This window comes from Variovorax raffinosi (genome assembly GCF_051216615.1).
In the GTDB taxonomy this organism is placed as follows: domain Bacteria; phylum Pseudomonadota; class Gammaproteobacteria; order Burkholderiales; family Burkholderiaceae_C; genus Variovorax.
Map to the genome: position 1 here is coordinate 1,013,461 of NZ_JBPJZR010000002.1, position 19,489 is coordinate 1,032,949.

Sequence of the window (19,489 nt, forward strand, 5' to 3'; positions counted from 1 at the left end):
GCCGCGCGGGAAGGCACAGGCCCTAAGATCGTCCGGACCTGGCCGTCGCCTTTCCCCGTGCCCCACGCCCATGAACGCCACCACCTCATCGCAGCCTTCCCTCTCCGCAGAACAGCGACTGCTCAACGATATTTCGGTGCAGTACCCGAGCCTCAGCCGCCAGTTGAAGCTGATCGGCAAGTACGTGGAAACGCACCGCGAGCACCTCGCGATCGAAGGCATCCAGGAAGTGGCGGCCGCCTGCGGCGTGCAGCCGTCGGCGGTGGTGCGCTTTGCCAAGCACTTCGGGTTTTCCGGCTTCACGGAAATGCAGAAGCTGTTCCGTGAAGCGATCTCGCTGCAGATCGCGCCGGGGCGCAATTACCAGGCGCGCATCCGCGATGCGATCAAGGTCAACGAGCCGCTGGGCAGCACCGACATCGCGCGCCAGTTCCTGGGCGGCAGCATCGCCGGCATGCAGGAGTTGCTGGGCACGCTGGACCGCAGCGACTTCGATCAGGCGGTCGAATTGCTGGCCGCGGCGGATTCGATCTGGCTGGTCGGCATGCGCCGGTCGTTCTCGATCGCGTCCTACCTGGACTACGCACTGCAGCACACCGACAAGCGGGTGGCGCTGATCGGCGCGCTCGGCGGCATGCAGGAGGGGCAGTTGCGCTCCCTGCGCAAGGACGACGTGCTGCTGGCGATCTCGTTCGCGCCCTATGCGCCGGAAACCCTGGCCATCGCCGAGGCCGCCAGCCAGCGCGGCGCGCGGATCATCGCCCTGACCGACAGCCGCCTGAGCCCCCTTGCCGAGCAGGCCGAGGCCGTGCTGTGCGTGCAGGAGAACATCTCGTTCGGATTCCGCTCGCTGACCGGCGCCATCGGCCTGGCGCAGAGCCTGTTCATCGCGCTGGCCTACCGGCTCGAACTCGACGGCCAATAGATACAGGTACAGGTACGCAAGGCGCGTGGCGCGCCGGTCCAGGGCGCGATCCTGAAGGGATGCTGAAAAGCCCCGAACGGCACCTCATCGGCATTTCTGGCCCAGTCAGCGCGGTTCCTCGCAAAAAACGGCGTTGAGCCCTACGCAAACGAGGGGTCTGGAGCACGTGCGGCATGGATGCACCCGGTTACGATGCGCCCTTCCCCGCCTCCTTTTTGCTTACTTTCCTGTTCATGCGCCCCATGTCGAATGCACCGTCGCCTGCCGACGTTTCAGCCGCCGGCCGTGTGATGCCGCTGGTGCGGCAGCAGGAGCAGGACGGCCGCGCGTGGACCGTGGCCAGCGGCCGCTGGACCGCACTGGGCATGTCGTCCAAGCCGGCGTGGCTGGCGCTGTCGAAAAGCCTGGAAGCCGCGCCGCCCGCCGCCGACCGCGCCTGGGACCTGCGCCCCATCGAGCAGCTCGACCACATCGGCGCGCAGTTGCTGTGGGACCACTGGCGCCACGAATGGCCGGCCACGCTGGAGATGTCGCCGCAGCACAAGGCGGTGCTCGACCAGGTGGCGCAGTTCACCGCGGCCACGCCGAACGAGCCGCCCAAGACACTGAGCGACCGCATCCGCGAGTTCTCGCACAACGGTCCGCGCGCCATGTATGTGATGCGCGACTTCACCGGCCTGATCGGCCAGTTGGCGATCGACGTGGGCGCGCTGATCCGCGCGCCGCATCGCGGGCCGTGGCGCGATTTTTCCGGGCACCTCTACCAGTTCGGCGCCACGGCGCTGCACATCACGGCGCTGGTGGGCCTGTTGATCGGTGTGGTGCTGGCCTACCTGATCTCGCAGCAGTTGCGCCAGTACGGCGCCGAGACCTTCGTGGTCAACATCCTCGGGCTGTCGCTGGTGCGCGAACTCGGGCCGGTGCTGGCGGCCGTGCTGATCGCGGGCCGCTCGGGCTCGGCCATCACGGCGCAGATCGGCGTGATGCGCGTGACCGAAGAACTCGACGCGATGCGCGTCATGGGCATTCCGCACGGCTTTCGGCTGGTGATGCCGCGCGTGCTGGCGCTGGCCATCGCGATGCCGCTGATCAGCCTCTGGACCTCGATGGCGGCGCTCGCGGGCGGCATGCTGGCGGCCGATGCGGCGCTCGACATTTCGCCGGCCTACTTCCTGTCGGCGCTGCCGCGCGCGGTGCCGATCTCGAACCTCTGGCTGGCCATGGCCAAGTCGGCGGTGTTCGGCATCCTGATCGCGCTGATCGGCTGCTACTTCGGCATGAAGGTCAAGCCCAACACCGAGAGCCTGGGGCGCGGCACCACCTCGTCGGTCGTGACCTCGATCACCGCGGTGATCCTGGTCGATGCGCTGTTTGCGGTGCTGTTCAAGGGCATCGGGTTCCGGGGATGAGCGCATGAGCATGCCCATTCGCGCCGACACCCCCACCGCCGTGGTCGACATCCGCGGCCTGTGGACCGTGTTCACGAACGCCGAAGGCGAGCAGGTGGTGCACCGCGACCTGAACCTGCACATCGACCGTGGCGAAGTGCTGTCGCTGGTGGGCGGCTCGGGCACCGGCAAGACGGTGCTGCTGCGCCAGATCCTCGGGCTGGAAAAGCCGACGCGCGGCGTGGTCGAGGTGCTGGGCCAGCCGCCCGGCGAACTCAGCGCCACCGGCGCGGCCAACGTGGGCATGCTGTTCCAGCATGGCGCGCTGTTCTCGGCCTTCAGCGTGCTGGAGAACATCGCCTTTCCGCTGCGCGAGCTGAAGCTGCTGCCCGACGGACTCATCCGCAATGCGGCGCTGGTGAAGCTGCAGATGGTGGGCCTGGAGCCCCGGCACGCGAACATGAGCCCGTCGGATCTGTCGGGCGGCATGATCAAGCGCGTGGCGCTGGCGCGCGCACTCATCATGGACCCGCCGCTGCTGCTGCTCGACGAGCCCACCGCCGGCCTCGACCCCGAGGCATCGGACAGCTTCTGCAACCTGCTGCGCAGCCTGCACCGCGAGCTGGGCCTGACGGTGGTGATGGTCACGCACGACCTGGACACGCTGTTCGACCTGAGCACCCGCATCGCGGTGCTGGCCGACCAGAAGGTGATCGTCACCGGCGCGGCGCGCGAAGTCATCGCCTACCCGCACCCCTTCATTCATGAATACTTTCTCGGCGGGCGCGGACAGCGCGCCCTGGAGGCCCTGCATGAAAACCCCACCGAAGCCACACCGCCGCCCGCCACCAGCGCGGGCGCACGCTGAAAGGTAGCCCCATCATGGAAAACAAGGCCCATGCCCTCGCCGCCGGCGCCTTCGTGCTCGGCCTCATTGCCGTGCTCGTCGCCCTGGTGATCTGGTTCACGCGCGACAACACCGTGCGCAACGTCTACGAACTGTCCACGCGCGAGGCTGTCAGCGGCCTGCAGCCGCAGGCCATGGTGCGCTACCGCGGCATCGCGGTGGGCAAGGTGGCGTCGATCGACTTCGACCCCAAGGTCAAGGGCAATGTGCGGGTGCGCATCACCGTCGACGAGCGCGTGCCGCTCACCACCTCCAGCTTTGCCACGCTGAGCTACCAGGGCGTGACCGGCCTGGCCTTCATCGCGCTGGACGACAAGGGCGAATCGACCGTGTCATTGAAGCCCGACAACGACGACCCGCCGCGCATTCCGCTCAAGCCCTCGATGCTGGCGCAGCTGCAGGACCGTGGCGAAGCCATCATCAACCAGGTCGAAGAAGTAACCAAGCGCGCCAACCAGTTGCTGAGCGACCCGAACCAGAAGCGCGCGGCCGATGCGCTGGAGAACATCGCCGCCGCCTCGGCCAGCGCCAACACGCTGCTCAAGACGCTCGACAGCACAGTGAAGACGGGCCTGAACCCGGCCCTGACCAAGCTGCCTGACACGCTGGCTTCGGTGAAGAAGGCGGCAGGCGACGTCTCGCGCGTGGCCAACAACTTCAACACCACCGTGGGCCGCCTGAACGCACCCGACGGCCCGATGGAACGGCTGGGCGACGGCACCAAGGCGCTGGCGCAGGCGGTCGATTCGTTCAACTCGGCGACGCTGCCGCGCGTGAACCGGGTGGCCGACGACACCTCGCACGCCGTGCGCCGGCTGGGCCGCGCGGCGGACAGCATCAACGACAACCCGCAATCGCTGCTGTTCGGCAACGGCGGCGCGGCCGCGGGCCCGGGCGAACCCGGTTTTGCCGCGCCGGCGGCCACGCGTCCCTGAGGGAAGGCAAGAGCACCACCATGAACGCCATTCGATCCACCCTGAACACCCACGCGCGCCGTGCACGCCGCGTGGGCGCCGCGGCGCTCTTCTTCGGCATCGCGCTGCTGGCCGCCGGCTGCGGCGCGCTGCCCGACAAGCCCGCGCGCGCGGCGCTGTATGACTTCGGCCCCGGCGCCACGGCCCCGGTTGCCACAGCGGCGCCCGCTGCTGCAACGCAGTTGCCCACGCTGGCACTGGCTGAGTTCGAGAGCAACACGCGCATCGACGGCACGCAGATCCTGTACCGCCTGGGCTATGCCGACGCCAACGAGCTGCGCCCCTACGGCCAGTCGCGCTGGAGCCAGCCGCCCGCGCAACTGCTGCGCCAGCGGCTGCGCGACACGCTGGCGCAGCAGCGCACCGTGCTCGGCCCGGAAGAGAGCGCGACCATTTCGCGCGCCAAGGGTGAAGTGCCCGACACGCTGCGCATCTCGCTCGACGAGTTCAGCCACTACTTCGATTCGGCCAGCAGCAGCGTGGGCCTGGTGCGCCTGCGCGCCACGCTGATCCGCGGCACGGCCGGCGGCGACCGCGTGATGGGCCAGCGCATGTTCACCGTGCGCCGCCCCGCGCCCAGCGCCGATGCGCCCGGCGGCGTGAAGGCGCTGATCGCGGCCAGCGACGGCGCGGTGGCCGAGGTGGTGCAGTGGGTGGATCAACTGCAGAAACAGCAACCGCAATCGCAACAGCCGCGACAGTAGATCGCTGAACGGAGGGCCGCCCCATGAACGTCACGCGCATCGTCGGCATCCTGCTCATCGTGGCGGGCATCGCCGCACTGACCATGGGCAGCTTCAGCTTCACCAAGGAAACCCATCAGGCCAAGCTGGGCCCACTGGAGTTCTCGGTGAAGGAAAAGCAGACCGTCAACTTCCCGGCCTGGGCCGGCGTGGCCGTGATCGTGGTGGGCGGCGCGCTGGTGCTGCTGGGCGGCCGGAAGGGCTGAGCCCCGTCCGGCTCAATCGCCCGAAGGCGCGGGCGCCGCGCCCAGCTTCTGCCGCACCGCCTGCAGCATGCGATCGCCCAGCAGCAGCTGGCCGTGCATCGAGATGTGGGTGTCGTTGGGGAAGTAGAAGTCCTTCATCTTGACCTTCTCTTCCTGCGTGAAGCTGAAGAGATCCGGCCCCAGGTCGGTCTGCTTGAGCGCCGTCACGAAAGCCTGTGAATGCGCCGGGTCCAGGTAGGTGGTCCATTTGTTCGGCACCACCATCCACAGGATCGGCACCTTGGACTGCGATTTCGTGAAGGCCTGCATCTGTGCAACGTCCTTGGGCGTGAGTTCGCCCATACCCTTGTCGCCAGCCAGGAACAACGCCATGTCGCAGCGGCGATGGCTGAACAGCTGGCAGCCGTTTTCAACCGGGAACGCCAACGCCTCCTGGTTGCATTCGCTGCGCTTCTTGCCGGCAATGGCCGCACGGGTGCAACGCGATGTGAGCCAACCCGAAATCAGCTGTCCGTCCCAGTTGAGGGCGAAGCCCGGCACATGCTCGGGCGGTGGCGATAGCGGCCCGGGCTGCGACTCGAGCGTGTGCGGCATGGTGCGGCACTTTTGCGTGTTGGTGAGCCGCCAGGCGAGCAGCCGCTCCACGCTTTCTATGACCACCAGCTTGCCGCGAAAGCCCGCCTTGGCCACCCAATCATCGAAGTCATCGCACAGCGCTTCGTGTTCCTTAACCCAGAAGGTGGTGGTCACGGCGTAGCCGGCCTTGGTGAGCTGCGATTGCCAGCGCGAGGTAGCCGAAAAGCTGTCACCGATCACCAGGATGTCGGCCTTGTCGATCGGCACGCCTTCGAGCAGGTCAGCATCGACCTGCGGCGGCTCGATGCGCCAGCCGAAGTCGTAGTCGGAAATACGGCCGATGCGCGCCAGATCGCCATATGCAGCGGTGGTGAGCAACGTCTGGATCAGCAGTCCGGTGAAGACGGCAAAGGCCGTCAGGAATATCGACAACCAGAGTTTTGCGGGCGTCATCTTTTGAAATAGGTATACGGAAGCGCGAACTCGCGACGCCTCATGGGGCGCACGAGTTTAGACCGTCGCCCGGGCGAAAGTGCCCGATGGTGGTGCGGGGGCTTCAGCCCAGCCCCGCCAACAGCCGCGGCAACAGCTCTTCCGACGTCCCACGCAGCACCACCGAAGCCGCATCGTCCAGATGCGGCAGCGGCTCCAGGTTGAGCGTGACCAGCTTCGCGCCGTGGGCCAGCGCGGTCTGCGGCAGCTCGGCGGCCGGGTAGACGATGGTCGTGCTACCGACCACCAGGAACAGGTCGCACTCCTGCGCCGCCACCTGGGCGTCGAGCAGCACGCCAGAATTGAGCATCTCGCCGAACATCACCACGTCGGGCCGCGCGTGCGAACCGCAGCGGAGGCACCGGTGGAAGGGCCACGGGCCGCTGCGGTTGCCGCAGTGGTCGCAGCGCCAGCGGCGCAGCGAGCCGTGCAGCTCGAGCACGTCCTGCCCGCCGGCCAGCGTGAGGAGGCCGTCGACGTTCTGTGTGACCAGCCGCGTGGCGGGCCGCAGCCGTTGCAGTTGCGCCAGCGCGTCATGGCCCGGGTTGGGCTGGGCCGACTCGACCACCGACAGGCGCTGCGCCCAGAATTTCGTGAAGCCGGACGGGTCGCGCTGCAGGTCTTCGGCATGGGAGAACTGCAGCGCGTTCTGGCTCTTCCAGAGGCCGTCGGCATCGCGGTAGGTCGGGATGCCCGAGGCGCGCGAGAGGCCGGCGCCGGAAAAAACCACGATGCGCCGGGCATCGCGCAGCAGCGCCATGGCGGCATCGAGAGAAGAAGAAAGAGATGTATCGGGACTGACTGGCGTCATCGTTCGGTTCTGGAAAGACTGGTGGCGGCTGGGGCCACGGTGGCGCCCAGCCGCTGGGAGACGGTGTCCGCGCAGGCCTTGAGGGCGCGCGAGATCTCGCCGTCCCACGCGGTGTCGAAGATGCCGGCCGGGCCGATGGCGGTCACGGACAGCACGATGGCGCCGGTGTGGTCGAACACCGGCGCGGCCATGGCGCTCACGCCCTCGATCACCTCGCCGTCGGAGCGGCTGATGCCGTGGTCGCGCACTTCCTGGAGCTGGCGCTCGAAGTCGCTCCAGGAAGGCAGCGGCTGCACCGGCGGCATGCCGGGGGGCGGCGCCGGTTCAATCGCGCCCTTGCGCGACTTCTGTCGCTGGCGCTCCTCTTCGAGCAGCGCCCGCACCACGGCTGCATCGAGGTACGTGGCAAAGACCCGGCCCGAGGCCGTGTTGGTGAGCGAGAACACCGTGCCGTGCCGCATGTTCACATGCACCGGCGAGGGCGACTCGGCCGTGCGCACGATGGTCGCGCCGCGCGCACCCCACACGGCCAGCGCCACGGTGTGGCCGGTCTGCTGGGCCAACTGGGCGATCAGCGGCGTGGCGATGTGCACCGGGTCGGCCTGCTGCAGGCTGATCAGCCCCAATTGCAAGGCCAGCGGCCCGAGCAGATAGTGGCCGCTGGCACGGTCCTGCTCGATCAGGCCCAGGCGCCCGAAGCTCACCATGTACGGATGCGCCTTGGCAGGCGTCATGTCGGCCTCGCGCGCGAGATCTTTCAGCGCCATCGGCCGGCCGTGGTGCACCAGCGCGCGCAGCAGCTGGCCGCCGACCTCGATGCTCTGGATGCCGCGCTGGGCGCGGTCGGTGTCATTCGCTGCCATGGCCCGCCTTGCCGTCTGGTTGTTCGTTCATGAAGAAGGGATTAGACATGAACTGATCCGAGGCTTACACTGCTGGAATTCGTTATTTGCGAACTCGTTCGCCCTAAACGAATCTCCCGCCCCACCAGATACCCCACCCGCAAACCGGAGACACACGATGAGCCAAGCCAAGAAGTTCGCCAGCCAGGCGGACATGGAAGAAAAGAAGATCACCTTCAGCCAGATCTCGGAACACGCCTGGGCCTACACCGCCGAAGGCGACCCGAACACCGGGATCATCATTGGCGACGACTGCGTGCTGGTGGCCGACACCCAGGCCACGCCCGCCATGGCCGCCGACGTGGTGCGCCGCATCCGCGAAGTGACCGACAAGCCCATCAAGTACGTGGTGCTGACGCACTACCACGCGGTGCGCGTGCTGGGCGCGGCGGGCTACGGCGCCGAACACGTGCTGGCCAGCCAGGACACGCGCGACCTGATCGTCGAGCGCGGCGAGGAAGACAAGGCCAGCGAAATCGGCCGCTTCCCGCGCCTGTTCCAGAACGTCGAGACCGTACCCCCGGGCCTGACCTGGCCCACCATGACCTTCACCGGCAAGATGACGCTGTGGCTGGGCAAGCTCGAAGTGCAGCTGATCCAGCTCGGCCGTGGCCACACCAAGGGCGACACCGTCGTCTGGCTGCCGCAGGAGCGCACGCTGCTGTCGGGCGACCTGGTCGAGTTCGGCGCTACGCCCTACGCCGGCGACGCCTACTTCAAGGACTGGCCGCAGACGCTGGACAACATCGCCGCGCTGAAGCCGGCCGCACTGGTGCCGGGCCGCGGCGCCGCGCTGACCACGCCCGAAGCCGTGGCCGAGGGCCTGACCGGCACGCGCAACTTCATCTCCGACGTGTACGCCAGCGTGCAGGAAGGCGTGAAGGCCGGCCGCGACCTGAACGCGGTCTACAAGGACACCTACGAAAAGCTCAAGCCCAAGTACAGCCAGTGGGTGATCTTCGACCACTGCATGCCGTTCGATGTGAGCCGGGCTTATGACGAAGCGTCGGGTCATGCCGATCCGCGCGTGTGGACGGCGCAGCGCGACATCGACATGTGGAAGGCCCTCGAAGGCTGATCCCGCATGGCTCCCTCCCCCGCTGGGGGAGGGCTGGGGTGGGGGCAGGCAGAGCGCCGGTTTCGAGCGCCGCCGAGCCCCCATCCCGACCTTCCCCAGAGGGGGAAGGAGCAATACAAGACCAAGGACACGGAGACAAGTACGTGATCGACTATCAAAGTCTGCGCTTCGACTACAAACGCCACGCCGACCAGGACGCGGCCCCCCCTGCCCATCACCCGGTCGTGATCGTCGGCGCCGGCCCCGTCGGCCTCACGCTCGCCATCGACCTCGCGTTGCGCCAGATTCCCGTGGTGCTGCTCGACAACGACAACACCCTGTCCAGCGGCTCGCGCGCGATCTGCTTTGCCAAGCGCACGCTCGAAGTGTTCGACCGCCTGGGCTGCGGCGACCGCATGGTCGACAAGGGCGTGTCGTGGAACGTCGGCAAGGTGTTCTTCCATGACGAGCAGGTCTACCGTTTCGACCTGCTGCCCGAGCCCGGCCACGAGCGCCCGGCCTTCATCAACCTGCAGCAGTACTACGTCGAGGGCTACCTCGTCGAGCGCGTGGCCGAGCTGCCGCTGATCGACCTGCGCTGGAACAGCAAGGTCACGGGCATCGAGCAGCGCGACGACGGCGCGGTGCTGACGGTGGAAACGCCCGAAGGCAACTATCAGCTGCAGGCCGGCTACGTCGCCGCCTGCGACGGCTCGCGCTCCAACCTGCGCCAGTTGCTGGGCCAGGAGGCCAAGGGCCGCACCTTCCGCGACCGCTTCCTGATCGCCGACATCACGATGGACGCGCAGCTCCCCACCGAGCGCCGCTTCTGGTTCGACCCCTCGTTCCACCCCGGCCAGAGCGTGCTGCTGCACAAGCAGGCCGACGGCATGTGGCGCGTCGACTTCCAGCTCGGCTGGGACGCCGACCCGGTGGAAGAGCGCAAGCCCGAGAACATCACGCCGCGCGTGCGCGCCCTGCTCGACAGCATCGGCTTCGAGGGCGTGCAGTTCCAGATCGGCTGGGCCAGCGTCTACACCTTCGCCTGCCAGCGCATGGCGCACTTCCGCCATGGCCGCGTGCTGTTCGCGGGCGACTCGGCGCACGGCGTGTCGCCCTTCGGCGCGCGCGGCGCCAACTCGGGCGTGCAGGACGCCGACAACCTCGCGTGGAAACTCGCGGCCGTGGTGCGGGGCGACGCGCCCGATGCGCTGCTCGACAGCTACGCCAGCGAGCGCGAATTCGCGGCCGACGAGAACATCCGCAACTCGACGCGCGCCACCGACTTCATCACGCCCAAGAGCGAGGTGAGCCGGCTCTTTCGCGATGCGGTGCTGGAGCTGACCCGGCGCCACGCCTTCGCGCGCACGCTGGTCAACAGCGGGCGTCTCTCTGTGGCCACGGTGCTGCGCGATTCGCCGCTCAACACGCCCGATGCCGAGGCCTTCGCGGGCGCGATGGTGCCCGGCGCCGCCGCAGCCGACGCACCCGTGCTGCGCGCCGACGGCAGCACCGGCTGGCTGCTGCGCGAATGCGATGCGGCGCGGTTCACGGCCCTGGTGTTCGGCGCCGGCGAGGCGGCCGCGCGCAGCCTGCAGGCGCTGAAGGCCAGCGACGTTGCGCTGCACATCGTGCAGGTGCGGGCCAGCACGCCCGCCGGCGAACTCGCGGCGCAGCGCTACGACGCGCAACCGGGTACCGTCTACCTCCTGCGGCCCGACCAGCATGTGTGCGCGCGCTGGCGCCAGCCCACGGCGGACCACATCCGTGCGGCGACCCACCGCGCACTGGCAAAGGCATGAACGCCATGCAACAACAGCAATCACTGATCACCACGCCGAACCTCGACGCACCCGACGATTTCTACGAAGCGCTGATCGAGGCCCACCAGGGGCTTTCCACCGAAGAGAGCCACGCCTTCAATGCGCGCCTCGTGCTCGTGCTGGCCAACCATGTCGGCGCGCTCGCCGTGCTGCGTGAGGCTTTCGACGCCGCGCGCAGCGCCTGAACGCAACGCGCCGCATCATTTCCATCTCATCGCGATTTTCGAAAGAGAACACCATGACCCCATCCACCCCCACCACCGAGCGGCGCTACCAGAGCGGCTTCGGCAACGAATACGCATCCGAGGCCGTGGCTGGCGCGCTGCCCCAGGGCCGCAACAACCCGCAGCGCGGTCCGTTCGACCTGTACACCGAGCTGATCTCGGGCACGGCCTTCACGGCGCCGCGCCATGAGAACCGCCGCACCTGGCTGTACCGTCGCCAGCCTTCGGTGGTGTCGGGCCGCTACCAGCCTTATGCGCAACCGCACTGGACCACCGGCGCCGACCGGGAAATTGCTCCGCCGCCCGAGCCCCTGCGCTGGCATCCGCAGCCGCTGGACGGTGCCGCCGAAGCCGACTTCATCGATGGCATGCACACCATCGCGGCCAACGGCGATGCCGAGTCGCAGGTCGGCATCGGCTCGCTGATGTACCTGGCCGGCCGCTCGATGGAGCGCCGCGCTTTTGTCAACGCCGACGGCGAGATGCTGGTGGTGCCGCAGCAGGGCCGCCTTGTCATCACGACCGAACTGGGCGTGCTCGACGTCAAGCCCGGCGAGATCGCGCTGCTGCCGCGCGGCATGGCCTTCAAGGTCGCGCTGCCCGATGGCCTGTCGCGCGGCTATGTCTGCGAGAACTACGGCGCGCATTTCCGCCTGCCCGAGCTGGGCCCCATCGGCTCGAACGGGCTGGCCAACGCACGCGACTTCCAGGCGCCGGTGGCGGCGTTCGAGACGGAAGAAGGCGCCTACGAACTGGTCAAGAAATTCGCCGGCCGCTTCTGGAAGGCACCCGCCAGGCAGTCGCCCTTCAACGTGGTCGCATGGCACGGCAACCTCGCGCCGCTGAAGTACGACACGGCGCACTTCATGGTGATCGGCTCGATCAGCTTCGACCATCCCGATCCGTCGATCTTCACCGTGCTGACCTCGCCCAGCGACACGCCCGGCACCGCCAATTGCGACTTCGTGATCTTCCCGCCGCGCTGGATGGTGATGGAAAACACCTTCCGCCCGCCATGGTTCCACCGCAACCTCATGAGCGAATTCATGGGCCTGGTGCTGGGCGAGTACGACGCCAAGCCGGGCGGCTTCAAGCCCGGCGGCGCGAGCCTGCACAACTGCATGGTGCCGCACGGCCCCGACGAGGAAGCCTTCGACAAGGCCACGCATGCCGACCTGAAGCCGCACAAGCTGGACAACACGCTGGCCTTCATGTTCGAGAGCCGCTATCGCTTCATTCCCACCGACTTCGCCCTGAAGAGCCCCGCGCTCGATACCGACTACGCCGATTGCTGGGCCGGCCTGAAAGACCAATTCAAAGCATGAACAAGACAACCGCTTTCGTCATCACCCGCCGCGCCGCGGCCGTCGCCCTGCTCACAGTGCCCTTCTTCGCGCAGGCTGCCGACTACCCGAGCAAGCCGATCCGCTTCGTCGTGCCCTACACGCCCGGCGGCACCACCGACCTGGTGGCGCGCACCGTGGGCCAGAAAGTGTCGGAGAAGCTGGGCCAGCCGGTGCTGATCGACAACCGCGGCGGCGCGGGCGGCAACATCGGCATGGACGCCGTGGCCAAGGCCGCGCCCGATGGCTACACCATCGGCTTCGGCGCCATCTCGACCAATGCGCTGAACCCGCACATCTACAAGTCGATGGCCTTCGATCCGCGCAAGGATTTCACCGCCATCAGCCTGCTGGGCACCTCGACCATCGTGCTCGAAGTGCCGGCCGCCTCGCCGGTGAAATCGGTGGCCGACCTGATCGCGGCCGCGAAGAAGAACCCCGGCATGCCCTACGCCACCGCGGGCGCCGGCACCTCGATGAACCTGGCCGGCGTGATGTTCGCGCAGATGACCGGCACCGACCTCGTGCACGTCGCCTACAAGGGCAGCGGCCCGGCCATCACCGACATGCTGGGCAACAACATCGGCGCGATGTTCGACAACCTGCCGGCGTCGCTGCCGCACATCCAGGCCGGCAAGCTGCGCGCGCTCGCCGTCGCCGGACCGGCGCGCTCGCCGTCGCTGCCCGACGTGCCGACGATGGCCGAAGCCGGGCTCAAGGGCTATGCGCTCGATCCGTGGTTCGGTGTTTACGGGCCGGCGAAGCTGCCGGCGCCGATCGTGAAGGCGCTGAACGAAGCCTTCGTGGAAGCGCTGGCCATGCCCGACGTGAAGGCCAAGCTGCAGCAGGCCGGCTTCTCGCCGCGCGGCTCGACGGCGCAGGAGTTGACCACGCTGACCGACACCGAATACAAGCGCCTCGGCGAAGTCGCCAAGAAAGCCGGCATGACAGCCGACTGAACAGATTCACAGAAAGACAGACATGACCGCACTGAACGCCACCCATGACCCGAAGCTGCGCAGCTGGGTCGCCTCGGCCAATGAAGCCGGCACCGACTTCCCGATCCAGAACCTGCCCTTCGGCCGCTTCCGCACCGCCGGCAGCAGCAGCGAAGGCTTTCGCGTCGGCGTCGCCATCGGCGACCAGGTGCTGGACCTGAAGGCCACGGGCCTGATCGACACCGACGACATGAACGCGCTGATGAGCGCTTCGGTGAAAGACCGCCAGGCCCTGCGCGCCGCGATCTCCGCCGGTCTTGCCGAAGGCAGCGACAAGCAGGCCGCATGGTCGAAGGCACTGCTCGCACAGGCCAAGGCCGAGATGACCGTGCCTTGCCGCATCGGCGACTACACCGACTTCTACACCGGCATCCATCACGCGACCACCATCGGCAAGCTGTTCCGCCCCGACCAGCCGCTGATGCCCAACTACAAGTGGGTGCCGATCGGTTATCACGGCCGCGCCTCGTCGATCGGCGCGAGCGGCCAGACCTTCAAGCGCCCGCAAGGCCAGACCAAGGCGCCCGACGCCGTCGCGCCGAGCTTCGGTCCCTCCAAGCGCCTGGACTACGAACTGGAGCTGGGCTTCCTGGTCGGCCAGGGCAATGCGCTGGGCGAGCCCATCGCCATCGGCGAGGCCGAAGATCACCTGTTCGGCGTGACGCTGCTCAACGACTGGTCGGCGCGCGACCTGCAGGCCTGGGAATACCAGCCGCTCGGCCCGTTCCTGGCGAAGAACTTCGCCAGCACACTGTCGCCTTGGATCGTGACGATGGAAGCGCTGGCACCGTTCCGCGCGAAGTTCGAGCGGCCCGCGGAAGACCCGCAGCCGCTGCCGTACCTGGACTCGGCATCGAACCGCGAAGGCGGCGCGCTCGACATCACGCTCGAAGTGCTGCTGCAGACCGCGAAGATGCGCGCAGCCGGCGAAGCGCCCACGCGCCTGACGCGCGGCAACACGACCGAGGCCGCCTACTGGACCGCAGCGCAGCTCATCACGCACCACACGGTGAACGGCTGCAACCTGCAGCCGGGCGACCTGCTCGGTTCGGGCACGCTGTCGGGGCCGAAGCCCGACGAAGCCGGCTCGCTGATGGAGCTGACGCTGGGCGGCAAGCAGCCGATCACGCTGCCGAATGGCGAGAAGCGGACGTTCCTGGAAGATGGGGACACGCTGGTCATGCGTGGGTACTGCGAGCGCGCGGGGGCTGTGCGTATCGGTCTGGGTGAAGTTGCCGGTACGGTGGTCTGAGGTTTTTTCCCCTCTCCCTCTGGGAGAGGGCCAGGGTGAGGGCAGTCGGCCTCACAACATCGTGCGGCCTTCATCGCCGCACACCCTCACCCCAACCCTCTCCCCAAGGGGAGAGGGAGCAAGACATCAGGGCGCGGGCGCCGTCGTGCTCGCAGCCACCGGCCACGCCACTTCGCTAGCCACGCGCGGCTTGCCGATCGGCGCGGTCGCCTTGCCGATCTTCATGGCCGCCAGATCGGCCTCGCTCGGGTACTGGTTCGCCAGCCAGTAATCGAACACGCGGCGCGCGATGGGCGCCGCGGCACCCGCACCCCAGCCCGCGTTTTCCACGATCACCGCCACGGCGATCTTCGGATCGTTCACCGGCGCAAAGCCCATGAAGAGCGCGTGATCGCGCTGGTGTTCTTCCAGCGCCCGTGCGTTGTACTTGGTGTTCTGCGCCTGCGTCACGGCCTGCGCCGTGCCCGTCTTGCCGGCAGCCTGGTAGAGCGCACCAGCGAACACGCCGCGCGCCGTGCCGCTGGTGACCACGCTGGTCAGGCCTTCGCGGATCACCGAAATCGCGGCCGGCGTGTAGCCGAGGTTTTCCGCCGGCGGCTGCGGCAGCGGCACCACCTGCCCGCTGACCGTGTCGCGCGTGGCCAGCACGAGGTGCGGCTTGTGCTTGATGCCCCCGTCGGCCACGATGGCCGTGGCCTGTGCCAGTTGCAGCATCGTGAAGGCGTTGTAGCCCTGCCCGATGCCCAGCGAGATGGTTTCGCCGGCGTACCACTTCTTGGCCTCGGGCCGCTTGTAGGCGTTGCGCTTCCACTCGGTGCTCGGCAGCACGCCGCGCACTTCGCCGCCCAGGTCGATGCCGGTGATCTGGCCGAAGCCCAGCGGCTTCATCGCGTCGTGGATCATGTCCACGCCCATCTCGTTGGCCAGTGAATAGAAGTAGATGTTGCTCGACAACTGGATCGCGCGGCGCATGTCGACGCCGCCCAGGTAGCCTTCGGGGCTGCCGAAGCGGTGGCCGCCGAAGTTGAAATAACCGGGGTCGTTCACCACCACGCTGGGGCCGCGCTTGCCGGTCTGCAACGCCGCCAGCGCCATGAAGGGCTTGTAGGTGGAACCGGGCGGATAGGTGCCGCGCAGGGCGCGGTTCAGCAGCGGCTTGTCGAGCGATTCGGTCAGCGCCGCCCAGCTTTCGGTGTCGATGCCTTCGACGAAAAGGTTGGGGTCGAAGGTGGGCTTGCTCACGAAGGCCAGCACTTCGCCGGTCTTCGGGTCGATCACCACCACCGCGCCACGCCGCTCGCCGAACATGTCTTCCACCAGCTTCTGCAGCTTGATGTCCAGCGCCAGCATCACGGTGTTGCCGGGCGTGGCCGGATGGCTCGCAAGGCGGCGCACGGCACGCCCGCCGGCCGAGGTTTCCATCTGCTCGACGCCGGTTTGCCCGTGCAGCGTCTTCTCGTAGCTCTGCTCGATGCCCAGCTTGCCGATGTAGTCGGTGCCCTTGTAGTTGGCCTGCTCGTCTTCGTCCCAGTCTTCCATCGCGGTCTTCTCGCGCTGGTTGATGCGGCCGATGTAGCCGAGCACGTGGGAGGCCAGCTCGCCCTGCGGGTAGTTGCGGAACAGGCGCGCCTTGATTTCCACGCCCGGGAAGCGATAGCGCTGGGCCGCGAAGCGCGCCACTTCCTCGTCGCTCAGGCGGGTGCGGATCGGGATGGAGTCGAAGCTGCGCGAGTCTTCGCGCAGGCGCTTGAAGCGGCGGCGGTCGCGCGGCGAAACTTCGAGCACCTGCGTCAGGCTGTCGATGGTTTCCTCGACGTCGCCCACCTTCGAGGGCGTGATCTCCAGCGTGTAGGCCGAGTAGTTCGAGGCCAGCACGATCCCGTTGCGGTCGAGGATCAGGCCCCGGTTGGGCACCACCGGCACGATGGCCGTGCGGTTGCTCTCGGCCTGTTCGGCCAGATCTTCATGCCGCGTGACCTGCAGGTAGACCAGCCGCGCGCACAGCAGGCCGAAGGCGAACAGCACCGCCAGGCCGATCACGATCACGCGGCGCTTGAAGCGCGCGAGGTCGGCGGCAACGTTGCGGATTTCGGTCATGGCGATCGGAGCTTAGGCGCGTGCAAGTGCGAAGGCAAATGCGGCAGCAGGCTTGAATTAGAGGGGCCGGTTCTCGTCGGGTTCCGGCGTGCGGCGTTGCGGTGCCAGCAACAGGGCCGAAGCCAGCGGCCAGAGCGCGGCTTCGATGCCCGGCGAGATCAGCACCGTCCAGCCGGGGAACACGCCGCCGCCGATCATCCGCGTGATGACCTCGATCAACTGCGACAGCGCAAAGAGCGGCAGCACCTGCAGCGCCTGCGACAGCACCGGATACCAAAGCAGGCGCCGGTGGATCGTGATCGCGAAGAAGCCCAGCGTGGTGTAGGACAGCGCATGCTGGCCCAGCATCGACGACTGGTGCACGTCCATGCACAGGCCGAACACGAAGGCCGCGCCAATGCCCACGCGCGCCGGCTGGTGCACGCCCCAGAACACGATCACCAGCGCCAGCAGGTCGGGCATCCAGACGGCGCGGCCGATCGGCACCATGTTGACCAGCAGCGCCACGACGAGGCTGGTCCACATGAAGAGCGGGCTGACGGGCAGCAGGAGCTGCTGCTGGCCGGGTCGCTTGATCATCGGCGTTCTCCGGCCTTCTTTTCGTTCTTGCCCGCGCCGGGCTTGCCGTCGGGGCGCTTGCGCTGGGTGGTCACGGGCGCGGCGGGCGGCGGGGCCGTCGGCGCGCCGGTGGGTTCGAGCACGAGCACGTAGCGCGCGGCCGTCACATGGGCGAGCGGCACGCAGTAGATGCGGGCAAAGGCCGAGTCGGCGCGGCGCTCGATGCGTTCGATCTTCGCGACCGGCAGGCCGGCCGGGTAGATGCCGTCGACGCCGCTGGTGGACAGCAGGTCGCCTTCCTGCAGGTCGGCGTTGGCCGCCATGAAGCGCAGCTCCAGGCCGCCGCCGTGCGCCGAGGCGTCGCCAAAGGCCACGCTGCGCACGCCGGTGCGGGTGTTCTGCACGGGAATGGCGAGGTCGCGGTCGATCACCAGCGTCACTTCGCTCGTGAAGGGCAGCACCTGCGTGACCTGGCCGAGCACGCCGCGCGCATCGATCACCGGCGAGCCGGCCACCACGCCCTGCGTCATGCCCTGGTCGATGACGATCTTGCGGGTGTAGGGGTCGGCCGCGTCATACAGCACCTCGGCCGCGCGGCCCGGCGTCTGCGTGGTCTGGCGCAGTTCGAGCAGTTCGCGCAGGCGGGCGTTGTCCTGTGCCAGCGTGTCGGCCTGGCTGGCGCGCTCGGCCTGCATCATCAGCGCCTTGCGGGCATCGGCTTCATTGCGTTGCGCGGTCTGCAGGTCTTCGAGGTAGCGTCCGCCGCCCATCATGATCTGCACCGGCTTGAGCGCCACCCATTGCACCGGGTAGAGCACCGCGCCAAGGGCGGCGCGGATCGGCTGCACGATATGAAAGCGTGCATCGGCCACCATCAGGAAGAGCGACAGCGCGCCGAAGAAGATCAGCTTGCTGAGTGCCGACTGCCCCTGGTTGAACAGGGGTGGCGCTGTGCGATCGAGCGTGCCCAGAGGCATGAATTCAGACCCGGCTGTGGTGCGGAATCAAATAACAAAAAGCCGGCCCGCGCAAGCAGAGGCCGGCCGATGAGGGCAGCAGCCTGTTTACTCGCTCGTGAAGATGCTGCCGAGACGGTCCATGCGCTCCAGCGCAATGCCGCAGCCGCGCACCACGCAGGTCAGCGGGTCTTCGGCCACGAGCACCGGCAGGCCGGTTTCCTCGGCCAGCAGGCGGTCGAGGTCGCGCAGCAGGGCGCCGCCGCCGGTCAGCATCATGCCGCGGTCGGCAATGTCGGCGCCCAGCTCGGGCGGCGTCTGCTCCAGCGCGTTCTTCACGGCCGAGACGATGTTGTTGAGCGGGTCGGTCAGGGCTTCCAGCACTTCGTTGCTGCTGATGGTGAAGCTGCGCGGCACACCTTCGGACAGGTTGCGGCCCTTGACTTCCATCTCCTTGACCTCGGAGCCCGGGAAGGCCGAACCGATGGTCTTCTTGATGACTTCGGCCGTCGGCTCGCCGATCAGCATGCCGTAGTTGCGGCGGATGTAGTTGATGATGGCTTCGTCGAAGCGGTCGCCGCCCACGCGCACGGAGCCCTTGTAGACCATGCCGCCCAGCGAGATGACGCCCACTTCGGTGGTGCCGCCGCCGATGTCCACCACCATCGAGCCCGAGGCTTCGCTGACGGGCAGGCCGGCGCCGATGGCCGCGGCCATGGGCTCTTCGATGAGGTAGACGGAGGTGGCGCCAGCGGCTTCGGCCGCGTCCTTGATGGCGCGGCGCTCGACCTGGGTCGAGCCGCAGGGCACGCAGATGATGATGCGCGGGCTCGGCGTGAGCAGCGTGCGCGGGTGCACCATCTTGATGAACTGCTTGATCATCTGCTCGGTGATCACGAAGTCTGCAATGACGCCGTCCTTCATAGGGCGGATCGCCTCGATGTTGCCGGGCACCTTGCCCAGCATGGCCTTGGCCTCGCGGCCGACGGCCTGGATCACCTTCTTGCCGTGGGGGCCACCTTCGTGGCGAATGGCGACTACCGAAGGCTCGTCCAGCACGATGCCCTTGTTACGGGCAAATATCAGGGTGTTGGCGGTGCCGAGATCGATCGCAAGGTCGGTGGAAAAGTACCGACGGAAAGCTCCAAACATGTGCGAAATCCTCTGGAGCACGGCCTGCGCATCGGCAGGTCGTCGCTCTGTTTTTGGGTCGTTTGACGGGGTGAATTGATCGTTTTTGACGCAAAAGCCGGCGCG

19 protein-coding genes are annotated in these 19,489 nt (G+C 67.7%); 12 read left to right on the forward strand and 7 right to left on the reverse strand.

Annotation, left to right across the window (positions count from 1 at the left end; all coding sequences use genetic code 11):
• Positions 1-70 precede the first annotated feature (70 nt).
• From ACSFB7_RS10635 to ACSFB7_RS10660, 6 genes are all read left to right on the forward strand, one after another.
• Positions 71-925: a MurR/RpiR family transcriptional regulator gene (locus ACSFB7_RS10635; RefSeq protein ID WP_435469746.1), complete on the forward strand. Its 855-nt coding sequence runs from the start codon at positions 71-73 to the stop codon at positions 923-925.
• 242 nt (positions 926-1,167) lie between these two features.
• Complete coding sequence (locus tag ACSFB7_RS10640) at positions 1,168-2,334, forward strand: MlaE family ABC transporter permease (protein WP_435469748.1); 1,167 nt, start codon at positions 1,168-1,170, stop codon at positions 2,332-2,334.
• A gap of 4 nt (positions 2,335-2,338) precedes the next feature.
• The gene (locus ACSFB7_RS10645; protein WP_435469750.1) at positions 2,339-3,181 is read left to right on the forward strand and encodes an ABC transporter ATP-binding protein; all 843 of its coding nucleotides are present in this window, start codon (positions 2,339-2,341) and stop codon (positions 3,179-3,181) included.
• A 14-nt stretch (positions 3,182-3,195) separates the two neighbouring features.
• Positions 3,196-4,155 (forward strand): MlaD family protein, encoded by a 960-nt coding sequence (locus ACSFB7_RS10650; protein WP_435469752.1) that lies wholly within the window; start codon positions 3,196-3,198, stop codon positions 4,153-4,155.
• A gap of 20 nt (positions 4,156-4,175) precedes the next feature.
• Positions 4,176-4,898 carry an ABC-type transport auxiliary lipoprotein family protein gene (locus tag ACSFB7_RS10655; protein WP_435469754.1) on the forward strand — a complete coding sequence of 241 codons (723 nt, stop codon included), beginning with the start codon at positions 4,176-4,178 and terminating at the stop codon, positions 4,896-4,898.
• Between the two features lie 23 nt (positions 4,899-4,921).
• Entirely contained in the window at positions 4,922-5,143 is a 222-nt protein-coding gene (locus ACSFB7_RS10660) for a hypothetical protein (protein WP_435469756.1), read from the forward strand.
• A 12-nt stretch (positions 5,144-5,155) separates the two neighbouring features.
• On the opposite strand, the gene ACSFB7_RS10665 is transcribed toward ACSFB7_RS10660, so the two are convergent.
• From ACSFB7_RS10665 to ACSFB7_RS10675, 3 genes are all read right to left on the reverse strand, one after another.
• Positions 5,156-6,172, reverse strand: a complete 1,017-nt coding sequence (locus ACSFB7_RS10665; protein ID WP_435469758.1) for a hypothetical protein — start codon at positions 6,170-6,172, stop codon at positions 5,156-5,158.
• A 103-nt stretch (positions 6,173-6,275) separates the two neighbouring features.
• Positions 6,276-7,022, reverse strand: a complete 747-nt coding sequence (locus ACSFB7_RS10670) for an SIR2 family NAD-dependent protein deacylase (protein WP_435469759.1) — start codon at positions 7,020-7,022, stop codon at positions 6,276-6,278.
• Positions 7,019-7,885, reverse strand: a complete 867-nt coding sequence (locus ACSFB7_RS10675) for an IclR family transcriptional regulator (protein ID WP_435469761.1) — start codon at positions 7,883-7,885, stop codon at positions 7,019-7,021. The genes ACSFB7_RS10670 and ACSFB7_RS10675 overlap by 4 nt, the downstream gene beginning before the upstream one ends.
• Before the next feature lie 157 nt (positions 7,886-8,042).
• Here ACSFB7_RS10675 and ACSFB7_RS10680 point away from each other — a divergent pair, with 157 nt between their 5' ends.
• The 6 genes from ACSFB7_RS10680 to fahA all read left to right on the forward strand — a co-directional run bounded on the left by ACSFB7_RS10680 (position 8,043) and on the right by fahA (position 14,621).
• Positions 8,043-9,002 carry an MBL fold metallo-hydrolase gene (locus tag ACSFB7_RS10680; protein WP_435469763.1) on the forward strand — a complete coding sequence of 320 codons (960 nt, stop codon included), beginning with the start codon at positions 8,043-8,045 and terminating at the stop codon, positions 9,000-9,002.
• 143 nt (positions 9,003-9,145) lie between these two features.
• Entirely contained in the window at positions 9,146-10,783 is a 1,638-nt protein-coding gene (locus ACSFB7_RS10685; RefSeq protein WP_435469765.1) for an FAD-dependent oxidoreductase, read from the forward strand.
• Entirely contained in the window at positions 10,780-10,989 is a 210-nt protein-coding gene (locus ACSFB7_RS10690; protein WP_435469767.1) for a DUF2783 domain-containing protein, read from the forward strand. Before ACSFB7_RS10685 ends, ACSFB7_RS10690 begins: the two co-directional genes overlap by 4 nt.
• A 53-nt stretch (positions 10,990-11,042) precedes the next feature.
• Positions 11,043-12,353, forward strand: a complete 1,311-nt coding sequence (gene hmgA, locus ACSFB7_RS10695) for a homogentisate 1,2-dioxygenase (RefSeq protein ID WP_435469769.1) — start codon at positions 11,043-11,045, stop codon at positions 12,351-12,353.
• Positions 12,350-13,330 (forward strand): Bug family tripartite tricarboxylate transporter substrate binding protein, encoded by a 981-nt coding sequence (locus tag ACSFB7_RS10700; RefSeq protein ID WP_435469771.1) that lies wholly within the window; start codon positions 12,350-12,352, stop codon positions 13,328-13,330. Before hmgA ends, ACSFB7_RS10700 begins: the two co-directional genes overlap by 4 nt.
• A 22-nt stretch (positions 13,331-13,352) precedes the next feature.
• Positions 13,353-14,621, forward strand: coding sequence for a fumarylacetoacetase (gene fahA, locus ACSFB7_RS10705; RefSeq protein ID WP_435469773.1), 1,269 nt, complete (start codon positions 13,353-13,355; stop codon positions 14,619-14,621).
• Positions 14,622-14,747: 126 nt separating this feature from the next.
• Here fahA and mrdA read toward each other — a convergent pair whose 3' ends face one another.
• The 4 genes from mrdA to ACSFB7_RS10725 all read right to left on the reverse strand — a co-directional run bounded on the left by mrdA (position 14,748) and on the right by ACSFB7_RS10725 (position 19,384).
• Positions 14,748-16,718 (reverse strand): penicillin-binding protein 2, encoded by a 1,971-nt coding sequence (gene mrdA / locus ACSFB7_RS10710; RefSeq protein WP_435469775.1) that lies wholly within the window; start codon positions 16,716-16,718, stop codon positions 14,748-14,750.
• A 57-nt stretch (positions 16,719-16,775) separates the two neighbouring features.
• Entirely contained in the window at positions 16,776-17,297 is a 522-nt protein-coding gene (mreD, locus tag ACSFB7_RS10715) for a rod shape-determining protein MreD (protein WP_435469777.1), read from the reverse strand.
• Positions 17,294-18,253: a rod shape-determining protein MreC gene (gene mreC, locus ACSFB7_RS10720; RefSeq protein WP_435469779.1), complete on the reverse strand. Its 960-nt coding sequence runs from the start codon at positions 18,251-18,253 to the stop codon at positions 17,294-17,296. Before mreC ends, mreD begins: the two co-directional genes overlap by 4 nt.
• 87 nt (positions 18,254-18,340) lie before the next feature.
• Complete coding sequence (locus ACSFB7_RS10725; RefSeq protein ID WP_013538761.1) at positions 18,341-19,384, reverse strand: rod shape-determining protein; 1,044 nt, start codon at positions 19,382-19,384, stop codon at positions 18,341-18,343.
• Positions 19,385-19,489: the final 105 nt, after the last annotated feature.